This window comes from Streptomyces sp. NPDC029169, assembly GCF_055563935.1.
Map to the genome: position 1 here is coordinate 183,254 of NZ_JBVHXA010000005.1, position 26,605 is coordinate 209,858.

The following is a 26,605-nucleotide window of genomic DNA, read 5'->3' on the forward strand; positions in this document are numbered from 1 at the left end:
ACTCTGACCGACGTCACCCCCTGTTGGGAAGAGGCCAAGGGTCGATTCACCCGGACAGGTGAAAGCCCCGCCGGACGAGGTCCGGCGGGGCCGCTCACACGCACATGAACGTGACGTCAGATGTGGGCGCCGCCCGCACCCGCCTCCGCGTTCTCGCCGCGCTTGGTCAGCGTGGCGACCAGGGCCGCGACGACGGCGACGGCACCCGCGACGGTGAAGGCCAGGCCCATGCCGTCCATGAAGGTGGCGTGGATGACGCCCCCGATCCGGTCGAACATGTCCGGGGTCATGTTCGGCGCCTGGGCCAGCTCCTGCGGGACCATGCCGAACTCGGCGGCCTGCTCAAGACCCGGAGCGGGCTTGCCCGGAATGCCGGCGGCCGTCCAGTTCTCCGCGAACGCGCCGGAGACCTTGGAGGACATGACCGCGCCGAGCACCGCCGTACCGAGCGCGCCGCCGACCTGCATCGCGGCCTGCTGGAGGCCGCCGGCCACACCGGAGAGCTCCAGCGGGGCGTTGCCGACGATGACCTCGGTGGCGCCGACCATGACCGGGGCGAGACCCAGGCCGAGCAGCGCGAACCAGAGCGACATCGCGAGCGTGCCGGTCTCCGAGGTGAGGCTGATCATGCCGAACATCGCGACGGCCGTGCACACCATGCCGCCGACCAGCGGGATGCGGGGGCCGAACTTGGTGATGAGCGCACCTGCCAGCGGCGAGGAGACGATCATCATCGCCGTCAGCGGCAGCAGGTGCAGTCCGGCGTCGATCGGGCCGAGCCCCTTGACGCCCTGGAGGTAGAAGGTCACGAAGAACAGGCCGCCCATGAAGGCGAAGGCCATCAGGACCATCAGCACCACACCGGCCGAGAGCGGCACGGAGCGGAACATGGCCAGCGGGATGAGCGGCTCCTTGACCTTGGTCTCCCAGAGGGCGAAGAGCGCGAAGAGCAGGACCGCGCCGGCCAGGCAGCCCCAGGTGTTGCCGCTCGCCCAGCCCCAGTCCGCACCCGCCTGGATGATGCCCCAGATGAGGGAGCCCATCGCGCCGGAGAGCAGCAGGATGCCGAGGATGTCGAAGGAGCGCGGGGCGTTCTCGGCGCGGATGTCCTTGAGGATCAGCAGACCCAGGACGAGCGCGAGCACACCGACCGGCACGTTGATGAAGAAGACCGACTGCCAGCTGACGTGCTCGACGAGGAAACCGCCGAGGATCGGACCGCCGGCGGTGGACGCGCCGATCACCATGCCCCAGATACCGATGGCCATGTTCAGCTTCTCGGCGGGGAAGGTGGCACGCAGCAGGCCGAGCGCGGCCGGCATGAGCAGGGCGCCGAAGAGGCCCTGGAGGACACGGAAGGCGATCACGAAGGCGATCGAGTCCGAGAGGCCGATCGCGGCCGACGCGGCGGCGAAGCCCGCGATGCCGATCAGGAAGGTCTGCCGGTGGCCGAAGCGGTCACCCAGCTTGCCGGCCGTGATCAGGGCGACGGCGAGCGCGAGCAGGTAGCCGTTGGTGATCCACTGGAGCTGGCCGAGCGTGGCTCCGAGGTCGGCCTGGATGGCGGGGTTGGCGATGGCGACGATCGTGCCGTCGAGCGCGACCATCATCACGCCGACAGCGACGCCGAACAGGGTCAGCCAGGGGTGGCCTCGCAGGCCTTTCGACGGAGCCGGTACAGGGCTCCGGTCACCCCCCTGACCCTGCGGGGTCTTTTCCATGGTGGTCTGACTAGTCATACGAGAGAGGCTAATGTCAGCGACTGACAATTGACAAAGCAATTCACACGCCGGTAACTGTCACTTGGCTCACAGGTACGCTGAGCGGCACGAAACATCGGAAAGTGGCGGAAAGAGGGCCATGAGGTGACGGTTTCCGGTCTCCGGGAGCGGAAGAAGCAGCGCACACGGAACGCACTGCTCCGAGTGGCCCTGGAGCTGTTCACGACGCAGGGGTACGAGCAGACCACCGTGGACGAGATCGCCGACGCGGTCGAGGTCTCCCAGCGCACGTTCTTCCGCTACTTCACCTCCAAGGAGGAAGTGGCCTTCGCCGTCCAGCAGATGGTCGAGGAGCACTTCGTCCAGGCGCTCGCGGAACGGCCCCCCGAGGAGGGCCCGCTCGACGCGCTGCGCAATGCCGTGCTCTCCGCCTGGGACACCATCGGCGAGGCGGTCATGGAGGTCGTGCCCGTCGAGCTGTATCTGCGGACCTTCCAGATGATCGAGTCCACGCCGGCACTGCTCGCCGCCCATCTGCGCCGCTCCGCCGAGGTCGAGGAGACCGTCGCCCGGCTCGTCGCCACGCGCGAGGGCGTCGACGTGGACCGTGACCCGCGCCCGCGGATCGTGGTCGCGGCCTTCAGCGGCGTGATGCGTGTGACGGGCCAACTCTGGGGCCGGGGTACGGATCTGACCCTGGAAGGCATCCGCGCGATGACCGAGGACTATCTGGACCACCTCGTCCCTGCCCTCGAACCGAACTGGCGGAGCTGACAATTCCGTAGGGCCCGTCCGTACATACACCTCAAGGCGTATGCCCCCGCGTACGGAGCGTCACCAGACCGCATCACCCCGCGTGATCCATGTCACTCGCCCACCCGCCCCGTCGCACCCGTCTCCTAGGGTGTGGCGCAGTGACTTCCTTCGACTCCTCCCCCACGCTCTCCCTCTGGCGCATGCTGCTCGCGCTGGCCGCGGTGTTCGTCATGCTGGCGACCACCGGCTGGACGACGATCAGCCATCAGCGCGGGCCAGGGGAGTCCCGCGAGGCCGCACTCGTCTCCTGGGCGCACGGCAGGATCGGCGACCGGGCGCTGCCCGACCCGTCCGCCCCGGCCCATACGGTCGCCGCTTTCTTCGCCTCGATCGGCCCGGCGCAGGGTGCCTTCCTCGCCGACGCGTACCCGCTCGTCGTCGGCAACCTCGACGGCGCCCCGGTCACACTCCGCTACCGCGCCAACCGGCTCTCCCTCGCCCGCGCCCTGGACGCCGAGCGGGACAGGGTCGAGGACACCCGGCTGACCGCCGACGGCCACCGCGAGGCCGTGCGCCGGGCGCACCGCTTCACCTCGCTGATGCGGCCCGACCGGCAGATCCTCGCCTTCGACCCGACGGGCGGCGGCAGGACGGCCGAGGTGCTGGGCGATCTGGAGCGGGCGCAGCGGGTCTCGGTGATCGTGCCGGGCGTCGACACCAATCTGCTCACCTTCCAGAAGACGAACCGCAAGTACACGGCCCCCGCCGGGATGGCCGAGTCGCTGTACGCCGCCGAGCGCAGGGCCGCGCCCCGGACCCGTACGGCCGTCATCGCCTGGGCCGACTACACGGCGCCCGTCGGGGTCGGCATCGACGCCGCGATGGGGCACCTCGCCGCGGCCGGCGCGGTACGGCTCGTCGGGATGACGACCGCCCTGCCCGGCGACGCGCGCGTCAGCCTGTTTTGCCACAGTTACGGCTCCGTGCTCTGCGGGGTCGCCGCGGCCCACCTGCCCTCCCGGGTGACGGACGTCGTCGTGGCCGGGAGCCCCGGGATGCGGGTCGAGCGGGCGGCCGAGCTGTCGACCCGGGCCCGGGTGTGGGCGATGCGGGACGCGGACGACTGGATCGCGGGGGTACCGCATCTCGCGGTCGGCGGGGTCGGGCACGGGGCGGACCCGGTGGAGCCGGAGTTCGGGGCGCGGCTGCTCTCGGCGGCCGGCGCGAACGGCCACACAGGCTATTTCGAGCCGGGCACCGGCAGCCTGGACAACTTCGCGGCCATAGGCGTCGGCTCGTACCGGAGTGTGACCTGCGCGAGCGCCGACAGCGCTTGCCGCAGGGGAATCTCCGGCGCGGAAGGGGTCTGACGCGCGTAGAGAGCGCGTAGAGCGAGCCAGGGCTGGGGATTTCGGCCGCCGGCGCAGGGGCGACGCACAGGCGTGCGCCGCTTACGATGAGGCACATGGGTGATGTGCTGGCCGGAATTCATGCCACCTGGGAGTTCGAGAGCGACGCCGTCGTCATCCGCTTCGAACGGGGGATCCGCACACCGAAACTGTTCCAGGCGCTGCGCGAACGGCGTATCCCGCACGAGGCGTTGGCGTCGGTGACGCTCGCCCCGGGCAAGCGGGGCACTGTCGTGCTGCACGCGGTGCCGAGACCGGGCGCCGATCCGCTGATGGAAGCGGCGGCGGGGCAGTTGAAGGAGGGGTACGACCCGTACCGGCTGGTGCTGCCGGCGGAACGGGAGACGCTGGCCGAGTACTACCGGGACGAGCTGCGGGAGAGGCTGGTCGGGGACGACGCGTCGTCCGACGGTTTCCTGGTGGCGGCGCCTCAGGGGCCTCAGTCCTTCAAGGCGTACGACGGTAAGGCGAGCTTCGACGGGACGTCGGAGGTCGCGTTCCGCTGGTTCTGGACGGGTGCGTCGTCGGAGAAGTGGAAGGCGGGCGACCAGACGTTCTCGGTACGGGAGCTCAGCGGGGTCGAGTGGCGCTCGCCGGACGTCTTCGACGGGTACCTGCGCCTGCTGCCCCGCTCCGGCGAACCACGCTCGCCCCAGGCGGACCGCGACCCGGCGGCCGTCGTCTTCGGCCTCGGCTACGGCCTGGTCCACGAGTCCCTGCCGTTCGCCGCGGCGGTCCTGGCGGCGATCCGGGGCGCGGGGCGGATGGTCGCCCCCGTGGACGCGCCGCCGGAGGGGCGCGATCCGGCGGGGGTCGCGGAAAGGATCCGGCACCTGGGGGAACTGCACCGGGCGGGCCTGGTGACGGACGAGGAGTTCACGGCGAAGAAGGCGGAGCTGCTGGCGGAGCTGTGAGGGCGCTGCCGCGATGACCCTGGAGCGGCGGTGACCGGGGATCCGGCCGGTGACCGGGGATCCGGCCGGCGGCCGCGCCGAGGCCGGGGGCGGCGGAGCTGTTTGCGGAGCTGTGAGGCGCCTGCGCCATGACCGGAGTTCCGGCCGGCGGCCGCGCCGAGACCCTGGAGCGGGGGTGACCCGGGATCCGGCCGGCTCCCCGCGTCATACCCCGGTATCACCCCTCGGCCAGGCCCTCGGTATGACGTGCGGCGGGGTGGGGGCTGCCTAACCTGGGCGGGCCATGAAGAAGACACGCTCCATGCTCGCGCCCGTCCGAGGGGTGATGCGGTCCTTCGGTACCGCGCTCGCGACCCCCACCGAACCGGGCGCCCCGCTGCTCGCCGAGGCGCGTACGCGCTGGCTGAGGCTGCTCCCTTACGTCGTCGCCTTCGCCTTCGTCGCGTCGCTGCTGCCCTCCACCATCACGGTCCTCGTCAACGACTACCAGGTCAACGGAGCCCTCGCCGGTGCCCTGGGCACCGCGCAGACCGCGCCGCTGCTGCTCGCCGTGACCCGCCCCCTCCAGGCCTGGTGGATCATCGGGATCGCCGACGTCGCCGGGGCGCTGGTCATGCTCGCCGCGGACGGTCTCGACGGGCGCACATGGCCGTGGACGCCGCCGGTCGTGGTCGGCTATCTCGCCCTGATGCTCGCCCTCGGGCTGCGCGAGCCGCGCCGGACGCTGCTCGGGGTATGGCTGGTGACCGGGGCCGCGGGGTTCGTCCTCACGGCGGTCGCGCCGGGGAACACCGGCGCCATCCACACCCTCCTCTTCGTCCTGAGCGGGGTGGTTCTGCTCGTCATGGCAACGCTCCGCGAGCGCGGGGACGCCGAGCGCCGCAGCCAGGAGGAGCGGGCCCGCGCCACGCTCCTGGAGGAACGGGCCCGGATCGCGCGCGAGCTGCACGACGTCGTCGCGCACCACATGTCCGTGATCACCGTGCAGGCGGACTCGGCGCCGTACCGGATCCCGGACCTGCCGGAGGCGGCGCGCGAGGAGTTCACCTCGATCGCCGCGAGCGCGCGGGAGTCGCTCACCGAGATGCGCCGCCTCCTCGTGGTGCTGCGCAGCGAGGGCACGGAGGGCGAACGGGCCCCGCAGCCGGGCCTCGACCGGGTGCAGCAGCTGATCGAGGCGACGGTACGGGCGGGGGTGCCGGCCGAGCTGTCCATGGCCGCCGAACTCGACGACGTACCGCAGGCGGTGGATCTGTCGGCGTACCGGATCGTGCAGGAGGCCCTCGCGAACGTGGTCCGGCACGCGCCGGGCGCGGAGACGCGGGTGTCGGTCCGGTCCGAGGACGGCGGGCTCCTCGTCGTGGTCGTCAACGGGCCTGCTCCCGGCCCCACTTCGCCGCTGGAGGGCGGGGACGGGACGGGGCATGGGCTGGTCGGCATGCGGGAACGCGTACGGTTGACCGGCGGCTCGCTGGACACCGGGCCGCTGCCGGACGGCGGCTTCCGGGTCGCGGCCCGGCTTCCGCTGCGTACGGGTACGGAGGACGGCTCGTGACCATCCGCGTGATCATCGTCGACGACCAGGCCATGGTGCGGGCGGGGTTCGCCGCGCTGTTGTCGGCGCAGGCCGACATCGACGTCGTGGGCGAGGCGCCGGACGGGCGGCAGGGCGTGGACGTGGCCCGGTCCACGCACCCGGACGTGGTGCTGATGGACGTACGGATGCCGGAGATGGACGGGCTGGCGGCGGCGCGGGAGATCCTGAACCCGCCGGTGGGGGTCGTGCACCGTCCGAAGGTGCTGATGCTGACCACCTTCGACGTGGACGACTACGTGTACGAGGCGCTGCGGGCGGGCGCGTCGGGCTTTCTGCTGAAGGACGCGCCGCCGGCGGATCTGATCGCGGCGGTACGGGTGGTGGCGGCGGGTGAGGCGCTGCTCGCGCCGTCGGTGACGCGGCGGCTGATCGCCGACTTCGCGGCGTCGCGGCCGGCCCCGCGCGCGGACCGGGCGGCGCTGCGGCTGAACGGGCTGACGCCGCGTGAGACGGAGGTGCTGGAGCTGATCGCGCGCGGGCTGTCGAACCAGGAGATCGCGGACCGGCTGGTGCTCGCGGAGCAGACGGTGAAGACGCACATCGGGCGCGTGCTGGCCAAGCTCGACCTGCGCGATCGGGCGCAGGCGGTGATCTTCGCGTACGAGTCGGGGCTGGTCACGCCGGGGGACGGGCGCCGGTAGCGCTTGGGCGCGCGGCGGGGCGGGGCGGACTGGGGCTGCCTCGCTGGGGCCCCCACCGCCGGGCGCACGGGGGCTCCCTGACCCCGGGGTCCCCCGGGCTGCCCCACGGGGTGTTCCCCCACCCCGCCCCTTCCCGAAACTCTGACGAGACCGGGGGCTCCGCCCCCGTCCCCCCCGCCCGCGGCAGCTTCGCGCCGCACCAAGCGCGTCGGTGCGAGCCGCCCGTGGGCGCACCGGCCTGCCCGCGCAGCGGCCACGAGCCCCGCCGGAGCAGCGCGCCGCGCGCACGGCGCGAACGACCCACGCACCTCCCCAGCCGGGGACGTTTCGCCCGCGCGCCGGAACGGGCACCACGAGGCCCACCGCGGGCAGCCCGGCACGAGCCCCGCCGGAGCAGCGCCACACGCACGCCGCGAACGACCCCGCACCTCCCCGGCCGGGGACGTTTCGCCCGCGCGCCGGAGCGGGCGCCACGAGGCCCCTCGCGCAGCAAAGCGCCACGCCTCGCCCCCTCGTGCGGGGGAAAACCCCACCCCCGACTGGGGGTTCGCTCGTCCTCCGGCCCCTACCCCGGTATCACTCACGACTTGGCTCCCCGGTGTGACGTACCGTCACCCACCCCCTTCCTACCTTCCTCTCGCCAGCGACGAGAGACACGAAGAGGGAGGGCGCCGCATGCGCCGCTATACGAGGACTCTGCTTGCCGCCGCGCTCGCCACGACCGTTGTGGCCGGGACCGCGGGGTGGGCGGCTGGGAGTGCGCAGCAGGCCGTGACCGGGGCGCCCGTCGGGGTGGAGGCCTGGCGGGGGGACGGGTTGCCTGATCCGGAGCGGACAGGGCCTGGCGACGTCGCGCGGTTCTTCGAGCGGTTGAGCGACGAGCGGCAGCAGGAGCTCGTGCGCGCCCACCCTTCCGTCGTCGGGAACCTCGACGGCATCCCGCCTCGGCTGCGGTACGAAGCCAACGCCCGTACCCTCGGCGGGCAGTACGCCGGTCAGCAGGTGCTCGCCTTCGACCCCCGAGGGCGGGGGCAGGTCGCCCTGGTCTACGGGGACCTCTCCCGCGCCCAGCACGTCGCCGTCCTCGTGCCCGGCTCTGACATCGACGCCGCGAACGTCGAGCCGCTGACCGACATGGCCGAGGCCCTGCGCCGCGCCACCCACGGCCGTACCGCCGTCATCGCCTGGGCCGGCTACACCACCCCCATCGGCGTCGGCGTCGACGCCGCCACCGGCGACCTCGCCGAGGCGGGGGCCGAGCGGCTGACCCGGCTGACCGACGGGCTCGCCGCGGTCGGGGCGCCCGCGCCGTCCCTGTTCTGCCACAGCTACGGCTCCGTGGTCTGCGGCCTCGCCGCCCACGGCCTCAAGGCCAAGGACCTCGTCGTCTTCGGCTCCCCCGGCATGCGCGCCGAGAACGTCGGCGAGCTGCGCACCTCCGCCCGCGTGTGGGCCGCCAAGGACCCGTCCGACTGGATCGACCGCGTCCCGAACGTCCAGTTCGCGGGGCTCGGGCACGGCGCGGACCCCACCGACCCCGCGTTCGGCGCCCGCCGCGTCCCCGCCGGCGACGCCCAAGGCCACAACGGCTACTTCGCGCCCGGCACGCAGTCCTTCCGTACCTTCGCCGCCATCGCCCAGGGGGATGTTCGATGAACCTCCTCACTCGAAAGATCGAGGCCTCCACCCCCGCCCACCGCGACCGCGCCATCGACGGCCTGCGCGCCCTCGCCCTGCTCGCCGTGCCGACCGGGCACTGGCTGCTCGGCGGGTTCACGCTCTCCGCCGACGGCGCGATCCACAACGCCAGCCCGCTCTCCGCCTTCGGCGGTCTCGCGCCGGTCAGCTGGATCCTTCAGATGCTGGGGATCTTCTTTCTCGTCGGGGGGTACGCCTCCGTGCTGTCCTACCAGCGGCATGAAGGCACTACGCGCGCGTGGCTCACCGGGCGCCTCGCCCGCCTCGGGCGGCCCGTCCTCGGTGTCACCGCCGTCTGGGCGGCCCTTCTCCCGCTCCTGCACTACGGGTTCGGCGTGCCCGGCGACACCTTGCGGACCGCCTCCACGCTGGTCGTCCAACCGTTGTGGTTCGTCGCGGTGTACGCCGTCGTCACCGCCCTCACCCCGCTGTGCGTGCGCGCCGCCCGTCGGGCGGGCGTCTGGGCCGCGGCGCCGCTGCTCGGCTCCGTCGCCGTCGTCGACTTCCTGCGCTACGGGCCGTACGCGGACACCATGCCGTCCTGGCTGAGCGTCCTGAACATCCTCCCCGGCTGGCTCTTCGCCTACCAGCTCGGCGTCTCCTGGGGCGAGGGCCGGGTCACCCGCCGGCACGCCTGGGGGCTGCTGCTCGGCGGCGCCGCGCTCTTCGCCGCGCTGCTGCTCGCCTTCGGCTACCCGGCGTCGATGGTCGGCGTGCCGGGCGAGGCGCGCACCAACTCCCACCCGCCGTCGCTGCTCGTCCTCGCCCTGGCCGCCGCGCAGAGCGGCGCCGCGATCCTGCTCCGCGAGCGGCTCGGGAAGCTGCTGAAGCGGCCCGCGCTGTGGGCGCCGGTCGTGGTCGTCAACCTGTCCGCGATGACGATCCTGTGCTGGCACCAGACGGCGATGCTCGCCGCCGCGATCCCGGCCTCGTACGGGGGTGAGCTGCCCGGTCTGCTCGGCGCGCCGGACTCGGCCGGCTGGATCCTCGCCCGGCTGGCCTGGATGCCGCTCTTCGCGGGCCTGTTGGTGCTGATCGGGCGGTACGCGCGCCGCTTCGAGTCCCCTTGGACCAAGACCGGCCCCGCCCGCCGCACCATCGCCGCCCTCCTCGCGGCGGGCTTCGCCGTCTTCGCCCTCGGCCTTGCCTAGACCTCCCGGGCCACCGACGTGAAGGTCATGTCCGGGTAGCGGTCGCCCGCGACCCGCTCCGCGATCGGCTCCAGTTCGGCGAGTTCCGAGGCGGTCAGCGTGATACGGGTCGCCGCCGCGTTCTCCTCCAGGCGGGAGCGCTTGCGGGTGCCCGGGATCGGGACGACCGTCAGGCCGTGGACGGAGGCGCGCTGCTGGACCCAGGCCAGGGCGACCTGCGCGGCCGTCGCGCCGTGGTCGGCCGCGATCTTGTGGACCGGTGCGAGCAGCGCCGCGTTCCGCACCGCGTTCTCGCCGGTGAAGCGGGGCTGGTGCGTGCGGAAGTCGCCGCCCGACAGGTCCTTCGCGGCGTCCGCGAACGCGCCGGTCAGGAAGCCCCGGCCCAGCGGCGAGTACGGCACGAACGTCACCCCGAGCTCCGCCGCCGCGCCCACCGCGCTGCGCTCCACGTCGCGCGAGAACAGCGACCACTCCGACTGCAGGGCCGCGATCGGGTGCACGGCGTTCGCCTCGCGCAGCTCCGGTCCGGTCACCTCGCTCAGGCCGAGCTGCCTGACCTTGCCCTCCCGTACGAGCTCCGCCATCGTCCCGACCGACTCCTCGAAGGGGATCTCCGGGTCGCGCCGGTGCATGTAGTAGAGGTCGATCGTCTCGACGCCGAGGCGGCGCAGGCTCGCCTCCACGGCCTGCCGGATGTACGCGCGGTCGTTGCGGATGCCCCGGTAGTGCGGGTCGTCCGCGCGCCGCTCCACGGCGAACTTGGTGGCGAGGGTGACCTCGTCGCGGTGCCTGGCGAGGAACGGCGCCAGGAACTCCTCGTTGGCGCCGCTTCCGTAGAGGTCCGCGGTGTCGATCAGGGTGACACCGGCCTCCAGCGCGGCGTCGAGGGTGTCGCGGGCGGCGGCCTCGTCCGTGTCGCCGTAGAACTCGCTGATGCCCATGGCGCCGAAGCCCTGGACGCCGATCTCGGGTCCGTCCTGGCCGCCGAGCCGTACGGTGTCGATCCTGGTCATGGGGTCGTGCCTCCGCAGGTGGTTCCGTAGTGACTGATCTTGATGTCGAGCACGGCGAGCGTGTCCTGGAGCTCGGAGATCCGGGACAGGACGTCCCTCCTCGTGGTCTCCAGGAGCTCGCGCCGTTCGTCCCGGGTGTGATCGCCCGCCCGCACCAGCTCCGCGTAGCGCACCATCGCGGCGACCGGCATCCCGGTCAGCCGGAGCTTGCCGACGAACGCCAGCCAGTCCAGGTCGCGCTGGGAGAAGCGGCGCTGGCCGGTGTGCGAACGGTCGACGTGCGGCATCAGGCCGATCCGCTCGTACCAGCGCAGGGTGTGGGCCGACAGCCCGGTCAGGGCGGCCACCTCGCTGATGGTGTAGTGGGCGCTGCTCTCGGTCACGCTCATGGGCCCCACGCTAGAACGCTAGAGCGCACTCCAAGCAAGTAGGCTCGGCACCATGTCCCTGCACAGCCTGGCGTTGATCGAGAACTGGCCCGTCCCCACCGCGGCCGCCGCCGTCGTCCGCGCGGACGGCACCCTGGCCGGGGCGCACGGCCCCACCGGACAGCGGTTCCCGCTCGCCTCGGTCACCAAGCCGCTGGCGGCGTACGCCGTCCTCGTCGCGTACGAGGAGGGGGCGATCGACCTCGACGAGCCCGCCGGGCCCGAGGGCGCGACGGTCCGGCATCTGCTTGCACACACCTCGGGTCTCGCCTTCGACGAGCCGCGGGTCATGGCCGCGCCGGGCACCCGCCGGATCTACTCCAACACCGGGTTCGAGGCGCTCGGCGACCATGTCGCCAAGGCGACGGACATCCCGTTCGCCGACTACCTCCACCAGGCGGTCCTGGAGCCGCTGGGAATGACCTCGACGACGCTGGAGGGCTCGCCGGCCAAGGACGGCGTCTCGACGGTCGACGACCTGGTGCGGTTCGCGGCCGAGGTGCAGGCGCCGCGGCTGCTCGACGCGCGCACGGTGCTCGACGCGATGACGGTGACGTACCCCGGTCTGGACGGCCTGCTGCCCGGCTACGGACGCCAGAAGCCCAACGACTGGGGGCTCGGCTTCGAGATCCGGGACGGCAAGTCGCCGCACTGGACGGGGGCTTCGTCCTCGCCGCGGACGTTCGGGCACTTCGGGCAGTCGGGCACGTTCCTGTGGATCGACCCGGACGCGCGCGCCGCGTGCGTGGCGCTGACCGACCGGCCCTTCGGGCCGTGGGCGGTCGAGGCGTGGCCGCCGTTCACGGACGCGGTGCTGGCGGAGCTGCGCGCCGGGGCCTGAGCGGGACCAGCTAGTCGGTTGATGGGCAGGACCGGGTGGGCAGTGTGCCGTCCCGGCCGGTGAGCACGACCGAGACACCGCCCGTGGGGTGCAGCGCGTAGACCGTCGTACAGACGATCTGCTGGACGGCGAGCGGGTCAAGGTCCGTCACCAGGCCGGTGAACCGCACCCGGAACACGGGTTCGCCGTCCTGTCCCCGCGTGATCGCGTCGTCGCTCACGTACAGCTCGTGCTGCCTGTGCTCCGGCCCCGGGAGGCGGGTGCGCAGGCCGACGGCGCGTTCGGCGGCCGTGGGGCCGCCCAGCAGGGCGCCGAGTGCCTTGAGGGGTCTGCCCGGGTCCTTCTCACGCATGTTGTCGGGGGGCTGCTCGACAGGGTGGGTGGGGCTGGGCTCCGGCACGATCGGCACGCCTGGTCCCTCCCGTACCACCGGCAGCAGACGCCCGTCGGCGCCGACGAAGAAGAGCGTCATCCGGAGCGCGGGCGGCGGGTGGACGGGCACGGCCGCCGCGTCACCGGCCTCGACGACGTCGCTGCCGCGGATGCCGCAGGCCCCGAGGGCGAGGAGCAGGACGGCGGTGAGCGTGATCCTGCGGTACCCGCTCAGGTTCACGCTCACAGGGGGATCCTCACCGTGAAGACGGCCCCGCCGTCGGGGTGGTTGGCGGCCAGGACGGTGCCGCCGTGGAGCCGTACGTTCTCCTGGGTGATCGCGAGCCCCAGGCCGCTGCCGGAGGAACGGGCGCGCGCCGGGTCGGCCTTGAAGAAGCGGTCGAAGACGTGCGGCAGCACCTCCGGCGCGATGCCGGGCCCCCAGTCGGCGACCTCGGTGACCAGGCAGGGGCCGTCGGTGAACAGCCGTACCGTCACCGGCGGGCGGCCGTGCCGCAGTGCGTTGCCGACCAGATTGGCGACGACGACGTCGAAGCGGCGCGGGTCGACCCGGGCGCGGATGCCGGGCGGGAGGTCGGGGACGATCTGCTCCGGGTCGGTCCAGTGGCGGCTCGACAGGGTCCGGCGGATCGTTTCCGCGACGTCCACCTCGTCCGTGTGCAGTTCGGCCGCGCGCGCGTCGAAGCGGGAGATCTCCATCAGGTCCTCGACGAGCACGGCGAGCTTGCCGGTCTCGGCGCTGATCAGCCGGACCGCGCGGGCGGTGTCCGTGTCGAGGGCGGCGGCGTCCTCGTCGAGGACCTCGGTGACGGCCAGCATCCCGGCGAGCGGGGTGCGCAGTTCGTGCGAGACGTCGGAGGCGAAGCGGCGGGCGCGGGCCTCGGCGCGCCGCAGCTCCTCGACCGAGCGCTGGAGTTCGGCGGCGGACTCGTTGAACGTCCGGGCGAGGTCGGCGAGTTCGTCGCTGCCCTTGGCGTCGATACGGGTGTCGAGCTCGCCCCGGCCCATGCTGTGCGCGGCGCGCCTGAGGTCCCGTACCGGACGCAGCACGCTCCGGGCGGCGATCAGGGCGGGGATGAGCGCGACGGCGAGGGCCGGCAGGGCGCCGCCGCGGGCCGCGGCCACCATGGCGTCGATGTTCTCCTGCTCGTTGCTCATGTCCACGACGGCGTAGAGGACCAGGCCGGTGGGCCGGCCGACGGCGCCGGGGCCCGGTTTGAGGAGGGCGGGGACGGCGATCGTGAGATAGGGGATGCCGTTCTTGACGACCCGCTGGAAGCTGCCGTGCCTGGTGCCCTGGGCGCGGGCGCGCAGTTCGGGGGTGAGGACGGTGGATGTGGGGCGGTCCGTGGAGGAGACCCAGAGGTCGCCGTATTCGGCGTAGACCCGCCAGGGGTTCGGCTTGCCCTGCTTGGCGATCAGGAAGAGCGAGTCGCGCAGCTGGTCCGGGTCGACGGGCAGCGGGGTGCTCAGCGTCCCGACCTGCTCGCGGAAGGCGGAGACGGCGGTGTCCTGGGCCTGTTCGAGGATGGCGTTGCGGGCGGCGCGGTAGGTGAGCGCGGCGGTGGTGCCGCAGCCGACGGCGGCGACGAGGAGGAAGGCGAGAACGAGCCGGGTGCGGAGCCCGAAGGGGCGGAGGCGGCGCTTCACAGCGGTCCGAAGCGGTAGCCGAAGCCGCGCAGGGTCTGGATGTAGCGGGGGGCGCCGGCGGGGTCCTCGATCTTGGTGCGGAGGCGGCGGACGCAGGCGTCCACGAGGCGGGCGTCGCCGTGGTAGCTGTGCTCCCAGACGTGTTCGAGGAGTTGCTGGCGGCTGAAGACCTGCTCGGGGTGGGCGGTCAGATGGAGGAGGAGCTTGAGCTCGGAGGGGGCGAGGGCGAGGCGTTCGCCGGACTTGGCGACGGTGAGTCCGGCGCGGTCGATGGCGAGTTCGCCGTGGAACTCGACGGCGGGGCGGCCGGCGCCCGGTTCCTCGATCCGCCGCAGCACAGCCCGTATCCGCGCTTCGATGACCTCGGTGCGGGCGGGTTTGACGATGTAGTCGTCGGCGCCGGCCTCCAGTCCGATGACGACGTCGAAGTCGTCACCGCGCGCGGTGAGCATGATGATCGGCAGCTGGCTGGTCTCCCGTATCCGGCGGCAGACCTGGACGCCGTTCATGCCGGGCAGCATCAGGTCGAGCAGCACGAGATCGGGCCGGAACTCGGCGAGCAGCGCGAGCCCCGCCTCACCGGTCGCGGCGCCCCTCACCTCATGCCCGCGCCGCCGCAGCCCGAGCTCGACCCCTTCGCGGACGGAGGGGTCGTCTTCTATGAGGAGCACGCGAGGCATTGGAGCAGTATCCCAACGTGAGGAGGGGGAGGGGTGGGGGGTGTCGTCCGAGGGCGTACGGGCCGGGCGCGAGGGGTTGGTGCCGTCGGGCCGGACGACGGGTGCCCGTCGGGCAGGCGCGGCGGGAGGGCGCCGTGGCGCCGACCGCGACGGCGGGTGCCGTCCGGCGGGCACACGGCGGGAGGCCACCGTGCCGACGGCCGATGCCGTACCGCAGGCGCGGCGGGAGGCCACCGTCCCGCCGGCCGCCACGGCGGGTGCCGCACCGCAGGCGCGCCGGGAGGCCACCGTCCCGCCGGCCGCCACGGCCGGGTGCCGCACTGCAGGCGCGGCGGGAAGGCGCCGTGCCGCCGACCGCGACGGCCGGTGGCGTCCGGTCGGCGTCAGCCGGGGCGCGTGAGGCCCCGCAGGTCGTGGTCGGCGCCCGCACAGGCGTCAGCCGTATCGCGTGAGGCCGCGCAGGCGGTGGCCCGCGGCCGTCAGCAGGGCCTGCACATCGGTGAGCCCGAGCGGGCGGGCCAACAGGCCGAAGACGGCGAGGACGACGAGCGCACCGGCCGCACCGGCGGGCAGCGCGCCCGCCGGGGCGGTCGTGTCGGCGACGAGCAGCCCGAACCCGGCTGCGGGCACGGCGGCCACGAGGAGCCGCGCGAGAGCGGTGGCCGCGCCGGGCGCGCGGCCCGCGCGAGGCGCATCAACGGTGCGGTCCTGCCCTCCCGCGCGGCCCGCGGTGCGGGGCTCCTCGCTCGGGCTCCCGCCCTCACCGTCAGCGGCGGCCGGCCGGCCGGGCACGGAGGCGCCGGGTGGGACGTCCCGCGCCGTCACGGGCGCGCCGGGTGGGACGTCCCGCGCCGGCCCGCCACGGGCACCCCGGCCCCCCAGCCGTCTCCGGAGCGCGTATGCCGTCGCCGCCCAGCCCGTCCACAGGGCCAGTGAGTAGCCGGCCGCCATGCCCGCGACCGCCCAGGTCGGGGGGAGCAGGCGGTACGCGGTCAGGGACAGGGCCGCGTTGAGGGCCGCGATCACCAGGTTCAGGAGGAAGGGGGTCCTGGTGTCGCGGAGCGCGTAGAAGGCGCGGGTGCAGACGTACTGGCCCGAGAAGGCGATCAGTCCCGGCGCGAACGCCATCAGGATCCAGGCCATCGCCCGGATGTCGTCCGCGCCGGTCCTGCCGTACTGGAAGACCAGGCCCATCAGCGGCACCGCGAGCGCGAACAGCGCGCAGGCCGCCGGGACGACGGCCGCCGCGGTCGTGCGGAGTCCGTACGAGACGTCCCGCCGTACCCCCGCCAGGTCGCCGTCCGCCGCCGCCCCGCTCATCCGCGGCAGCAGCGCCGTCACCAGCGAGACGGTGACGATGCCGTGCGGCACGGCCCACAGCAGATAGGCGTTGTTGTACGCGGCGAAGCCGAAGCCCCCGCCCGCCCCCAGCTCCTCCGCCCGCGTCCCCGCCGCCGTCGCGAGCCTCGTCGTCACCCAGTACGCGGCCTGGTTGGTGAGGACGAGGAGCACCAGCCAGCCCGCCGACCGCAGCGGCGCCGTCAGCCCGCTGCCGCGCCAGTCGAAGCGCGGGCGCCAGCGGAAGCCGGCCGCCCGCAACGACGGCACAAGGGCCAGCGCCTGGAGCGCGATGCCCGCCGTCGTGCCCCAGCCGAGCAGCGCCAGCTCGACTGCGGTCAGCTCCCCGCCCACCGCCGTCGCCAGATACAGCGCGAACACCGCGATGACGACGACGTTGTTGAGCACCGGCGTCCACATCATCGCGCCGAACCGGCCCCGCGCGTTGAGCACCTGCCCGAGCAGGGTGAAGAGCCCCAGGAAGAAGATCTGCGGCAGGCAGTACCGGGCGAACGCGACCGTCATCGACTCCCGCGCGCCGGTGTAGTCGGTGTACGCGTCGACGATCGCGGGCGCCGCGAGCACCGCGCCCGCCGTCAGCACGAGCAGCGCGCAGACGCAGACCGTGAGGAGACGGTCGGTGTAGGCGACGCCCCCGTCCTCGTGCTCCTTGGCCGCCTTGACCAGCTCGGGCACGAAGACCGCGTTCAGGGCCCCGCCCAGGAGCAGCATGTAGACGATGGTCGGGACCGAGTTGCCGACCGCGTACCCGTCGGCGATCCCCCCGACACCGAGCGCCGCCGCGACGATCGCCGACCGTACGAACCCGGTGGCGCGCGACACCAGCGACCCGGCGGCCATGACCGCGCCGCTGCGCAGCACCGAGGGGGTGCCCCGCTTCGGCTCCACGACGGCCGTCGCCGTCATCGGCGGGCCAGGTACGCCTGGAAGGCCCGGTACAGCGTGTGGTTCGTCGTTCCGCCCAACGGTGTCTCCCACTCCCCCAGCGTCTCGACGGCCTGCCCGCCCGTGCCGAGCTTCCAGCGCAGCAGACCGTGGGCGCGGTCGTCCGGGTCAAGGGTGGAGGGTATCCCGCGCATGTCGTAGACGTCGGCGCCGAGCGCGTGGGCGTCGAGCAGCATCCGCCACTGCAGGGCGTTGGAGGGGCGGACCTCGCGGCGGTGGTCGGCGGAGGCGCCGGTCTGGTACCAGACCCGCTTCCCGACCGTGATCATCGTGTGGGCGGCGAGGGTCTCGCCCTCGTGGCGGGCGAGGTAGAGCTTCATCCGGCCGGGTTCCTCGGCGTTGAGGACCGCGTACTGGCGTTCGTAGTACGCGAGGGAGCGGCCGAGCCGGAAGCCGTCGCGTTCCTCGGTGATCCGCAGGAGCCGGTAGAAGTCGGGCAGGTCGGCGGCCGAGCCGACGACGATCTCGACACCGGACTTCCGGGCCTTGCGGACGTTGCGCCGCCATTCCTGGTTGAGGCCGTTCCACAGGTCGTCGGCGCTACGGCCGGCCAGCGGGACCTGGTAGACGTGGCGCGGCTGGGCGTCGGCGCCGTCGGAGCCGCTGGTGGAGTCCCCACCGCAGCGGCGCCAGCCGCGGGCGCGGAGCCGTTCGGCGACGGCGGTGCCGAGCGGGTCGACCTCGTCGGCGAGGACGTCGGCGAGCCGGCGGCCCGGTCCGGTGTGCGCCTTGAGGGTGGCGGCGTTCCAGCGGCGGAAGGCGGGCGAGGGTCCGATGCGTACGGCGAAGGCCCCGGCGGCGCGCAGGTGCTGGAGCAGCGGGGTGAGCCAGCCGTCGATGTCCGGGTCGGACCAGTCGGCGACGGGCCCTTCGGGGAGGTAGGCGAAGTACTTGCGGGTGCCGGGGAAGGGGCGCAGCAGGACGAGGGCGACGCCGGTGAGGTCTCCGTACTCGGGCCCCCAGCCGAGGAGTTGATGGCTCCAGCCGTCCTTGACGTCGGCCCAGGAGGGGAGTTGGAGGAAGCCGGCACCCGCACCGCTCCTCGCGAGGAAGGCACGGTACGCCTCGGCGGTGACGGGGCCGAGGCGTACGGCGTGCTGAGGTGCGGCCGTCACGAGCAGAGCTGACACAACGTGAGCCTCCTTGTCTCCGCCCCTCGGTCGTGGGGCGCACAGGATGCTCACAGCCGTCCTTGACCGTGCCGCGGTCCGTCTGTGACCGGACGATGACCGTTCCTCTCCAGCCCTTGTCACAGAGCCTCCGAGGCGCTTCCGGCGGCCTACAGTCCGGGCAATTCCCACACTTTTTCGGAGGCTTCCGTGATTCGAATACGTCCGTTGCTCGCGGCCGTCGCCCTCTGCGGCTCCCTCACCGCGTGTACGGCGGGGGCGGTCGGCGCCCCCCGTACCGCGGAGAGCCCCCAGGCAGCGGAGTCGCCGGCGAAGGTGACCGTGGTGAAGCCCGTCGCGGGGCGGACCGTGACGGTCACCGTCACGGGCGGCACGCTGACGACGGTGAAGGTCGTCGACGCGGACGGCGGTGCGCTGGCGGGCCGTACCGGGGACGGCGGGACGTCCTGGGTCTCGGACCGGAAGGCGGTGCCGGGCACCTCGTACCGCGTGGAGGCGACGGCCCGTACGGCGGGCGGGAAGGAGACGACGACCCGGTCGACGTTCTCGACGGCGGAGGCGGCGCAGGTCAACAAGCTGGAGCTGGCGCCCGGGAAGAACACGACGGTCGGGGTCGCGCAGCCGCTGTCGATCGTGTTCGACCGGCCGGTGACGAACAAGGCCGAGGTGGAGAAGCAGCTCAAGGTGACGACGTCGACCGGCACCGTCGGGTCGTGGGGCTGGCTGACGGACTGGTCGGGCAAGGACCGGGTGGACTGGCGGCCGAAGGAGTACTGGAAGCCGGGAACGCGGGTGAGTCTCGACGCGACGCTGAACGGGACGGACTCGGGCGGGGGCTGGTTCGTACGGGACTACCGGACCGGGTTCACGGTGGGTGGCGTGAAGCAGGTGGTGAAAGTGGACCTGGACCGCAAGAGGCTGGTCCTGGAGCGCGACGGGCGGGCCGTGCGCACGATCCCCGTATCGGGCGGGACACCCGGCGGCGACAAGCGGTCGTGGCGGGGGACGGCGGTGCTGATGGCGAAGGAGGGCACGATCAACATGAACTCGGAGACGGTCGGGCTCGGCGACGCGTACGACAAGATGGTCGACTACTCGATGCGGCTGACCTGGTCGGGCATGTACGCCCACGCGGCCCCGTGGAACGCGGCGCACTTCGGCCGCGCCAACCGCAGTTCGGGCTGCATCGGCATGAGCGACGCCGACGCCGCCTGGTTCTACGCCCAGGTCCGCCCGGGCGACCCCTTCGAGATCACGGGCCGCGACACGAAGGGGACGGTGGCGGAGGGCAACGGCTACGGGGCGTGGAACGTGAGCTGGGAGGGGTGGCGCGCGAAGAGCGCGGCGGGCCGCTGACCCGTGTGGGCAATCGTCCCGCTGTGGGGGTCCCCCCAGGGCGAAGCCCTAGGGGGAGGGACGGGTGGGCACACGGGACGGCGCCCTGGCGGGTGCCTCCGCCCCGTGACCCGCACCACGAGGGCGCCGCGCTCGGGGGCGACGTCCAGGCACGGGAGCCTAGGCCCGGCAAGGGGCGCCGTCCGTTGTGCCCACCCTCCCCCAAGCTCTCGGCTTCGCTCGAGCAGGGGGGACCCCCATCGCCCCTGCGGAACGTATGCCCACAACCGGGGGGCGCGGGCTAAGCCGACCGCATTTCCCAGAGGAGGACCTCCGCGTTCGAGGTCGCGAGCAGGGCGAGGTCCTCCGCATCCGTGACGCGGGCCGCGTCGCCTGGGGCGAGTTCCTCGCCGTCCAGGCGGACCGTGCCCCGCACCACGTGCGCGTACACGAAGTCCGCGTCCGGGACCGCCGTCCGCTCCCCCGGTTCCAGTCGGCGGACGTGCAGCATCGCGGCCGCCTCCGGGAGGGCGTACGGCGTGGAGTCGGCGATGCCGCGGACGATCTCGTACGCGGGGTCGCCGCCGGGTTCCAGCGGGGCGAGCCACATCTGGACGAAGACCAGCTCCGCGTCACCGTCGTTGCGCTCCTCGTGCCGTACGCCGCCCGCGGAGCTGAGCCGCTGGACGTCCCCGGGGCGGACCACCGTCGTGTGGCCGGCGGCCGAGTCGTGGTGGGTCAGCTCTCCCTCGACGACCCAGGTGACGATCTCGGTGTGGCTGTGCGGGTGCTCCTCGAACCCGGCGCCGGGCGCGAGCCGCTCCTCGTTGCAGGCGAGCACCGCGCCGAAGCGGAGGTTGTCGGGGTCGTAGTGGCGCCCGAAGGAGAAGGCGTGGCGGGTCTCGATCCCGGCCGCCGGGTCACCCCCGGGGTAGCGCTCCGCAGCGCGCTGGATACGAATCACGGGAGTCACGGTACGACCTCGTCGCCACCGTTGTGGGCATACGTTCCGCAGGGCGGTCCCGGTCCCCGGCGCCCCGTGCACGCTGCGCGACCGGTGCCGGCCGGTGGTCCGGTGTGCCCACCCGTTCCGCCCCAGCGGAACGAATGCCCACACCGGGCGCGCATCCCGGTAGCCCGATGAGGCACCCTTAGTCCGTGTCTGAACCGACGAACGCCGCTCATCCGCACTCCGCGACCCTGAAGCGCCTCGAACAGTCCTCCGGGCGGCTCGCCGCCAATGCCATTGCCCGTATGGACGAGACGCTGCCGTGGTACCGGGCGATGCCGCCCGAGAACCGGTCGTGGATCGGTCTGGTCGCCCAGGCCGGTATCGCCGCGTTCACCGAGTGGTTCCGGCATCCGGAGACCCCGCAGGCCATCTCCACCGACGTCTTCGGGACCGCGCCCCGCGAGCTGACCCGCGCCATCACCCTGCGCCAGACCGTCGAGATGGTGCGCACCACCATCGAGGTCATGGAGGCCGCGATCGAGGAGGTCGCCGCCCCCGGCGACGAGTCCATCCTCCGCGAGGCCCTCCTCGTCTACGCCCGGGAGATCGCCTTCGCGACCGCCCAGGTCTACGCCCAGGCCGCCGAGGCCCGCGGCGCCTGGGACGCGCGCCTGGAGTCCCTCGTCGTCAACGCGGTCCTCTCCGGGGAGGCCGACGAGGGCGCCGTCTCGCGGGCCGCCGCGCTCGGCTGGAACTCCCCCGAGCACGTCTGCGTCGTCCTCGGCACCGCCCCCGACGGCGACAGCGAGCTGACCGTCGAGGCCATCCGCCGCGCCGCCCGGCACGCCAAGCTCCAGGTCCTCACCGGCGTCCTCGGCGACCGGCTCGTCGTCATCGCCGGCGGCAACGACAACCCGCTCGCCGTGGCGAAGGCGCTGATCGGGCCGTACGCCGCCGGGCCGGTCGTCGCCGGCCCCGTCGTCCCCGACCTGCTGGCCGCGACCCGGTCCGCGCAGGCCGCCGCCGCCGGACTGAAGGCGTGTTCGGCCTGGCAGGACGCCCCGAGGCCGGTCCTCGCGGACGATCTGCTGCCGGAGCGCGCCATCGCCTCCGACCCTTCGGCCCGCGAGCAGCTGGTGGAGGAGATCTACAGACCGCTGGAGGAAGCGGGCTCGGCGCTGCTGGAAACTCTGAGTGTCTACTTGGAGCAGGCGAGCAGCCTGGAAGGCGCGGCGCGGATGCTCTTCGTACACCCGAACACCGTGCGCTACCGGCTTCGACGTGTGACAGACGTCACCGGCTGGTCACCCTCCGATGTCCGCTCCGCGTTCACGCTGCGGATCGCGCTCATCCTGGGGCGCTTGGCCGACGGAGATTCACAGTCCTAGACTTTTGTCGAACACCAACAATTCCCCCGACGGTTCTTCGTCCTAGTCCCCACGGGCGCTGGGAGCCGTCCCCAAGAGAGAGTGTGAGGGTGCTCGTACTCGTCGCTCCCGGCCAAGGCGCCCAGACGCCCGGCTTCCTGACTCCCTGGCTCGAACTCCCCGGTGCCGCCGACCGTTTGGCGGCCTGGTCCGAGGCCATCGGGCTCGATCTCGCCCATTACGGCACGAAGGCGGACGCGGACGAGATCCGCGACACGGCGGTGGCCCAGCCGCTGCTCGTGGCCGCCGGTCTCCTCTCCGCCGCCGCGCTCGGCGACGTCTCCCCCGGCGCCGTCGCGGGCCACAGCGTCGGTGAGATCACCGCCGCCGCGTTCGCCGGCGTCCTCGACGACACCGCCGCCCTGCGTCTCGTACGGACGCGTGGACTGGCGATGGCCGAGGCCGCCGCGGTCACCCAGACCGGCATGTCCGCGCTGCTCGGCGGCGAGCCCGAGGTGACCGTCCCGCACCTGGAGAAGCTCGGTCTGACGCCGGCCAACGTCAACGGCGCCGGCCAGATCGTGGCCGCGGGCACCCTGGAGCAGCTGGCCGCCCTGGAGGCGGACAAGCCCGAGGGTGTGCGCCGCGTCGTCGCGCTGAAGGTCGCCGGCGCGTTCCACACGCACCACATGGCGCCCGCGGTGGCGAAGCTGGAGGCCGCCGCGAAGGAGCTGACGGTCGCCGCCCCGGCCGTGCGCTACGTCTCCAACAGGGACGGCCAGGTCGTCACGGAGGGCAGCGAGGTCGTCAAGCGCCTCGTCGGCCAGGTCGCCAACCCGGTCCGCTGGGACCTGTGCATGGAGACCTTCAAGGAGCTGGGCGCGACCGCGCTGATCGAGGTGTGCCCCGGCGGCACGCTGACCGGTCTCGCCAAGCGCGCGCTTCCGGGCGTCAAGACCGTGGCCCTGAAGACCCCCGACGACCTCGACGCGGCCCGCACGCTCGTCGCCGAGCAGACTGCAGCCTGAGAAGGAGCCGTAGAGCATGTCGAAGATCAAGCCCAGCAAGGGCGCCCCGTACGCGCGCATCTTGGGTGTCGGCGGCTACCGCCCCACCCGCGTTGTGCCGAACGAGGTGATCCTCGAGAAGATCGACTCGTCCGACGAGTGGATCCGCTCGCGCTCCGGCATCTCCACCCGCCACTGGGCGTCGCCCGAGGAGACCGTGACCGCGATGTCGGTCGAGGCCTCCGGCAAGGCCATCGCCGACGCCGGGGTCACCCCGGAGCAGATCGGCGCGGTGATCGTCTCCACGGTCTCGCACTTCAAGCAGACCCCGGCCGTCGCCACCGAGATCGCCGACAAGATCGGCGCCGGCAAGCCGGCCGCGTTCGACATCTCCGCCGGCTGCGCGGGCTTCGGCTACGGCCTGACGCTCGCGAAGGGCATGATCGTCGAGGGCTCGGCCGAGTACGTACTCGTCATCGGCGTCGAGCGGCTGAGCGACCTGACCGACCTGGAGGACCGCGCGACGGCCTTCCTGTTCGGCGACGGCGCCGGCGCGGTCGTGGTCGGCCCCTCCGACGTGCCGCACATCGGCCCCACGGTGTGGGGTTCGGAGGGCGACAAGTCCGAGACGATCAAGCAGACGGTGCCGTGGGACCAGTTCCAGGGCGGCGACGTCTCCAAGCTCCCCGTCAACCAGCAGGGCGAGATCAAGTTCCCCGCCATCACGCAGGAGGGCCAGGCGGTCTTCCGCTGGGCCGTCTTCGAGATGGCGAAGGTCGCCCAGCAGGCGCTGGACGCCGCCGGAATCTCGGCGGACGACCTGGACGTCTTCATCCCGCACCAGGCGAACATGCGGATCATCGACTCGATGGTGAAGACTCTCAAGCTGCCGGAGCACGTCACGGTCGCGCGTGACGTCGAGACCACCGGCAACACCTCGGCCGCCTCGATCCCGCTCGCGATGGAGCGGCTCCTGGCGACCGGCAAGGCGAAGAGCGGCGATACGGCGCTCATCATCGGCTTCGGGGCGGGTCTCGTCTTCGCCGCGACGGTCGTTACTCTCCCCTAGGCACTCCGGATCTTCCGGAAGCCCTTTTCCACAGCACATCACAGAAGGAGCGCCAACATGGCCGCCACCCAGGAAGAGATCGTCGCCGGTCTCGCCGACATCGTCAACGAGATCGCCGGCATCCCGACCGAGGACGTCCAGCTGGACAAGTCCTTCACGGACGACCTCGACGTCGACTCGCTGTCCATGGTCGAGGTCGTTGTCGCCGCCGAAGAGCGCTTCGACGTCAAGATCCCGGACGAGGACGTCAAGAACCTCAAGACGGTCGGCGACGCTGCCGACTACATCCTGAAGCACCAGGGCTGATTCGGTCCTTGCTGATTCGGTTCGCCACCCGGCGGTGGCGCCGTATTCGACCATCACACACGTGGAGAAAGAATTCCTGTGAGCTCGACCAATCGCACCGTGGTCGTCACCGGTCTCGGCGCAACCACACCGCTGGGTGGCGACTCCGCATCGACCTGGGAAGGTCTGATCGCGGGACGCTCCGGCGTCAAGCCCCTCGAGGGCGAACGATTCGCCGAACTGCCCGTCCAGATCGCGGCGCTCGCCGCGGTCGACCCGGGTGACGTTCTGCCCCGCCCGCTCGCCCGCAAGCTGGACCGCTCGGCGCAGTTCGCGCTGATCGCGGCCCGTGAGGCGTGGGCCGACGCGGGCTACACCGCCCCGGCCGGTGACGACGAGAGCATCGCGCCCGAGCGCCTCGGCTCCGTCATCGCCTCCGGCATCGGCGGTGTCACGACTCTGCTCGACCAGTACGACGTGCTGAAGGACAAGGGCGTACGCCGCGTGTCCCCGCACACCGTGCCGATGCTGATGCCGAACAGCCCCTCCGCCAACGTCGGTCTGGAGGTGAACGCCCGGGCGGGCGTGCACACCCCGGTCTCCGCGTGTGCGTCGGGTGCCGAGGCGATCGGCTACGCCGTCGAGATGATCCGTACCGGCCGGGCCGACGTGGTCGTGGCCGGCGGCACCGAGGCGGCGATCCACCCGCTGCCGATCGCGGCCTTCGCCAACATGATGGCGATGTCCAAGAACAACGACGAGCCGACGAAGGCCTCGCGTCCGTACGACAAGGGCCGTGACGGCTTCGTGCTCGGCGAGGGCGCGGGCGTGGTGGTCCTCGAGTCCGAGGAGCACGCGAAGGCCCGCGGCGCGCGGATCTACTGCGAGGTGCTGGGCCAGGGCCTGTCGGCCGACAGCCACCACATCGCGCAGCCCGAGCCGACCGGCCGGGGTATCGCCGCCGCGATGCAGAACCTGCTGGACTCGACGGACCTCAAGCCTTCCGAGGTCGTCCACCTCAACGCGCACGCGACGTCGACCCCGCAGGGCGACGTGGCCGAGATCAAGGCGCTGCGCAAGGTGCTGGGCGAGGACCTGGACCACGTCGCGATCTCCGCGACGAAGTCGATGACAGGTCACCTGCTCGGCGGCGCGGGCGGCATCGAGACCGTCGCGACGGTCCTGGCGCTCCACCACCGCCTGGCCCCGCCGACGATCAACGTCGACGACCTGGACCCGGACGTCGACGCGGACATCGTCCGCGACGAGCCCCGGCAGCTGCCGCAGGGCACGATCGCCGCGATCAACAACTCGTTCGGCTTCGGCGGCCACAACGTGGTGCTGGCGTTCCGCACGGTCTGACCCGAGATCACACGGGATCACATCTGAGGCCCACCCCCCGGCCGGGGGGTGGGCCTCAGCCGTATGCCGGCGGACGGCGAAGACGGACGGGGGCCTGGGCTTCCGGGCGTGTCGCGGCCGAAAGGCGCGTCGGCCTCAGACGACCTGGTGGAGCCAGCGGACCGGGGCGCCCTCGCCTGCGTAGCGGAAGGGCTCCAGTTCGTCGTCCCAGGGCTTGCCGAGGAGCTTGGCGATCTCCGCCTCCAGCTCCGTCTCCCCGCGTACGGAGCGGGCCAGGGCGGCCCGCAGACGGTCCTCGGGGATCAGGATGTCGCCGTGCATGCCGGTGACGGCGTGGAAGATGCCCAGTTCCGGGGTGGCGCTGTAGCGCTCGCCCTCGGCGGTCGGGCAGGGTTCCGCGGTGACTTCGAAGCGGAGCATCTGCCAGCCGCGCAGCGCGGAGGCCAGCTTGGAGGCCGTGCCGGTCTCGCCCTGCCAGGAGAACTCGGCTCTCCAGGTGCCGGGGGACGCCGGCTGGCGGATCCAGTCGAGCTGGACCCTCGCACCGAGGACACCCGCGACCGCCCATTCGACGTGCGGGCACAGCGCGCGCGGTGCGGAGTGAACGTAAAGGACTCCACGTGTCGTCACCGGGACCTCCAGTGTGGGACGAGGTTCGCCTTTCCCAGCGGCCTCAGTAAACAGCATCGGGAGTAAAGTCCGTAAACCCCCGAAAAGGGGACAGTATGTGACGTGATGTAATTTACCGGAGCCGATTGGCAAAGGTGCCTCTGGTTCGACGGGGGAAAAGCTACCGTGCCGCACCGCCCTTGGGGTGACGTACGGTCGGTCCGGGGGCCGGTGGACACGAAGCTTTCACTCGCCAGGACGCCGAACGGACGCCGGAGGAGGGCCAGGGGGAT

The 26,605-nt window shown here is 72.6% G+C and carries 25 protein-coding genes; 15 read left to right on the top strand and 10 right to left on the bottom strand.

Going from position 1 to position 26,605, the window contains the following annotated elements; all coding sequences use genetic code 11:
- Positions 1 to 116: 116 nt before the first annotated feature.
- The gene (locus tag ACZ4VI_RS12165) at positions 117 to 1,721 is read right to left on the bottom strand and encodes an MFS transporter (protein ID WP_467999309.1); all 1,605 of its coding nucleotides are present in this window, start codon (positions 1,719 to 1,721) and stop codon (positions 117 to 119) included.
- Positions 1,722 to 1,865: 144 nt separating this feature from the next.
- Here ACZ4VI_RS12165 and ACZ4VI_RS12170 point away from each other — a divergent pair, with 144 nt between their 5' ends.
- The 7 genes from ACZ4VI_RS12170 to ACZ4VI_RS12200 all read left to right on the top strand — a co-directional run bounded on the left by ACZ4VI_RS12170 (position 1,866) and on the right by ACZ4VI_RS12200 (position 9,887).
- The gene (locus ACZ4VI_RS12170; protein ID WP_467999096.1) at positions 1,866 to 2,495 is read left to right on the top strand and encodes a TetR family transcriptional regulator; all 630 of its coding nucleotides are present in this window, start codon (positions 1,866 to 1,868) and stop codon (positions 2,493 to 2,495) included.
- Positions 2,496 to 2,635: 140 nt separating this feature from the next.
- On the top strand, positions 2,636 to 3,847 hold the full coding sequence (locus ACZ4VI_RS12175) for an alpha/beta hydrolase (RefSeq protein WP_467999097.1): 1,212 nt from the start codon (positions 2,636 to 2,638) through the stop codon (positions 3,845 to 3,847).
- Positions 3,848 to 3,933: 86 nt separating this feature from the next.
- Positions 3,934 to 4,800 carry a DUF4429 domain-containing protein gene (locus tag ACZ4VI_RS12180; protein WP_467999098.1) on the top strand — a complete coding sequence of 289 codons (867 nt, stop codon included), beginning with the start codon at positions 3,934 to 3,936 and terminating at the stop codon, positions 4,798 to 4,800.
- A gap of 325 nt (positions 4,801 to 5,125) precedes the next feature.
- Positions 5,126 to 6,355 carry a sensor histidine kinase gene (locus ACZ4VI_RS12185; RefSeq protein ID WP_467999310.1) on the top strand — a complete coding sequence of 410 codons (1,230 nt, stop codon included), beginning with the start codon at positions 5,126 to 5,128 and terminating at the stop codon, positions 6,353 to 6,355.
- A complete protein-coding gene (locus tag ACZ4VI_RS12190) occupies positions 6,352 to 7,038 on the top strand; it encodes a response regulator (RefSeq protein ID WP_467999099.1) in 687 nt (228 codons plus the stop codon). The genes ACZ4VI_RS12185 and ACZ4VI_RS12190 overlap by 4 nt, the downstream gene beginning before the upstream one ends.
- 675 nt (positions 7,039 to 7,713) lie before the next feature.
- Positions 7,714 to 8,694, top strand: a complete 981-nt coding sequence (locus ACZ4VI_RS12195) for an alpha/beta hydrolase (protein WP_467999100.1) — start codon at positions 7,714 to 7,716, stop codon at positions 8,692 to 8,694.
- Positions 8,691 to 9,887 (top strand): acyltransferase family protein, encoded by a 1,197-nt coding sequence (locus ACZ4VI_RS12200; protein WP_467999101.1) that lies wholly within the window; start codon positions 8,691 to 8,693, stop codon positions 9,885 to 9,887. The genes ACZ4VI_RS12195 and ACZ4VI_RS12200 overlap by 4 nt, the downstream gene beginning before the upstream one ends.
- On the opposite strand, the gene ACZ4VI_RS12205 is transcribed toward ACZ4VI_RS12200, so the two are convergent.
- Together ACZ4VI_RS12205 and ACZ4VI_RS12210 are read right to left on the bottom strand one after the other, a co-directional pair.
- Positions 9,884 to 10,900 carry an aldo/keto reductase gene (locus ACZ4VI_RS12205; RefSeq protein WP_467999102.1) on the bottom strand — a complete coding sequence of 339 codons (1,017 nt, stop codon included), beginning with the start codon at positions 10,898 to 10,900 and terminating at the stop codon, positions 9,884 to 9,886. The genes ACZ4VI_RS12200 and ACZ4VI_RS12205 overlap by 4 nt on opposite strands.
- A complete protein-coding gene (locus ACZ4VI_RS12210; protein WP_467999103.1) occupies positions 10,897 to 11,289 on the bottom strand; it encodes a MerR family transcriptional regulator in 393 nt (130 codons plus the stop codon). Before ACZ4VI_RS12210 ends, ACZ4VI_RS12205 begins: the two co-directional genes overlap by 4 nt.
- Positions 11,290 to 11,341: 52 nt before the next feature.
- Between ACZ4VI_RS12210 and ACZ4VI_RS12215 the strand changes: the two genes are divergently transcribed.
- Positions 11,342 to 12,169 (top strand): serine hydrolase domain-containing protein, encoded by an 828-nt coding sequence (locus ACZ4VI_RS12215; protein ID WP_467999104.1) that lies wholly within the window; start codon positions 11,342 to 11,344, stop codon positions 12,167 to 12,169.
- Positions 12,170 to 12,179: 10 nt separating this feature from the next.
- Here ACZ4VI_RS12215 and ACZ4VI_RS12220 read toward each other — a convergent pair whose 3' ends face one another.
- Genes ACZ4VI_RS12220 through ACZ4VI_RS12230 form a run of 3 tightly spaced genes read right to left on the bottom strand, consistent with a single transcriptional unit; the run spans position 12,180 to position 14,892 of the window.
- Entirely contained in the window at positions 12,180 to 12,788 is a 609-nt protein-coding gene (locus ACZ4VI_RS12220; RefSeq protein WP_467999105.1) for a hypothetical protein, read from the bottom strand.
- Entirely contained in the window at positions 12,785 to 14,308 is a 1,524-nt protein-coding gene (locus tag ACZ4VI_RS12225) for an ATP-binding protein (RefSeq protein WP_467999311.1), read from the bottom strand. The genes ACZ4VI_RS12220 and ACZ4VI_RS12225 overlap by 4 nt, the downstream gene beginning before the upstream one ends.
- Positions 14,209 to 14,892: a response regulator gene (locus tag ACZ4VI_RS12230; protein ID WP_467999106.1), complete on the bottom strand. Its 684-nt coding sequence runs from the start codon at positions 14,890 to 14,892 to the stop codon at positions 14,209 to 14,211. The genes ACZ4VI_RS12225 and ACZ4VI_RS12230 overlap by 100 nt, the downstream gene beginning before the upstream one ends.
- 190 nt (positions 14,893 to 15,082) lie before the next feature.
- Between ACZ4VI_RS12230 and ACZ4VI_RS12235 the strand changes: the two genes are divergently transcribed.
- Complete coding sequence (locus ACZ4VI_RS12235; RefSeq protein ID WP_467999107.1) at positions 15,083 to 15,292, top strand: hypothetical protein; 210 nt, start codon at positions 15,083 to 15,085, stop codon at positions 15,290 to 15,292.
- A 35-nt stretch (positions 15,293 to 15,327) separates the two neighbouring features.
- Here ACZ4VI_RS12235 and murJ read toward each other — a convergent pair whose 3' ends face one another.
- Both murJ and ACZ4VI_RS12245 read right to left on the bottom strand, forming a co-directional pair.
- Complete coding sequence (murJ, locus tag ACZ4VI_RS12240; protein WP_467999108.1) at positions 15,328 to 17,157, bottom strand: murein biosynthesis integral membrane protein MurJ; 1,830 nt, start codon at positions 17,155 to 17,157, stop codon at positions 15,328 to 15,330.
- A complete protein-coding gene (locus tag ACZ4VI_RS12245) occupies positions 17,154 to 18,326 on the bottom strand; it encodes a lipid II:glycine glycyltransferase FemX (protein WP_467999109.1) in 1,173 nt (390 codons plus the stop codon). Before ACZ4VI_RS12245 ends, murJ begins: the two co-directional genes overlap by 4 nt.
- 189 nt (positions 18,327 to 18,515) lie before the next feature.
- Here ACZ4VI_RS12245 and ACZ4VI_RS12250 point away from each other — a divergent pair, with 189 nt between their 5' ends.
- Positions 18,516 to 19,682, top strand: coding sequence for a L,D-transpeptidase (locus ACZ4VI_RS12250; RefSeq protein ID WP_467999110.1), 1,167 nt, complete (start codon positions 18,516 to 18,518; stop codon positions 19,680 to 19,682).
- Between the two features lie 280 nt (positions 19,683 to 19,962).
- Here ACZ4VI_RS12250 and ACZ4VI_RS12255 read toward each other — a convergent pair whose 3' ends face one another.
- Entirely contained in the window at positions 19,963 to 20,625 is a 663-nt protein-coding gene (locus ACZ4VI_RS12255) for a pirin family protein (RefSeq protein WP_467999111.1), read from the bottom strand.
- Between the two features lie 194 nt (positions 20,626 to 20,819).
- On the opposite strand from ACZ4VI_RS12255, the gene fasR reads away from it, so the two are divergent.
- The 5 genes from fasR to fabF all read left to right on the top strand — a co-directional run bounded on the left by fasR (position 20,820) and on the right by fabF (position 25,703).
- Positions 20,820 to 22,001, top strand: coding sequence for a fatty acid biosynthesis transcriptional regulator FasR (gene fasR / locus ACZ4VI_RS12260; RefSeq protein ID WP_467999112.1), 1,182 nt, complete (start codon positions 20,820 to 20,822; stop codon positions 21,999 to 22,001).
- Between the two features lie 89 nt (positions 22,002 to 22,090).
- Complete coding sequence (locus ACZ4VI_RS12265) at positions 22,091 to 23,008, top strand: ACP S-malonyltransferase (protein WP_467999113.1); 918 nt, start codon at positions 22,091 to 22,093, stop codon at positions 23,006 to 23,008.
- A gap of 16 nt (positions 23,009 to 23,024) precedes the next feature.
- Positions 23,025 to 24,056 carry a beta-ketoacyl-ACP synthase 3 gene (locus ACZ4VI_RS12270; RefSeq protein ID WP_467999114.1) on the top strand — a complete coding sequence of 344 codons (1,032 nt, stop codon included), beginning with the start codon at positions 23,025 to 23,027 and terminating at the stop codon, positions 24,054 to 24,056.
- Positions 24,057 to 24,113: 57 nt separating this feature from the next.
- A complete protein-coding gene (locus ACZ4VI_RS12275; protein WP_467999115.1) occupies positions 24,114 to 24,362 on the top strand; it encodes an acyl carrier protein in 249 nt (82 codons plus the stop codon).
- 78 nt (positions 24,363 to 24,440) lie between these two features.
- Positions 24,441 to 25,703, top strand: coding sequence for a beta-ketoacyl-ACP synthase II (fabF, locus tag ACZ4VI_RS12280; RefSeq protein WP_467999116.1), 1,263 nt, complete (start codon positions 24,441 to 24,443; stop codon positions 25,701 to 25,703).
- Between the two features lie 135 nt (positions 25,704 to 25,838).
- Here the strand turns inward: fabF and ACZ4VI_RS12285 are convergent, their stop codons facing one another.
- Positions 25,839 to 26,333 carry a DUF3145 domain-containing protein gene (locus ACZ4VI_RS12285; protein WP_137989482.1) on the bottom strand — a complete coding sequence of 165 codons (495 nt, stop codon included), beginning with the start codon at positions 26,331 to 26,333 and terminating at the stop codon, positions 25,839 to 25,841.
- Positions 26,334 to 26,605: the final 272 nt, after the last annotated feature.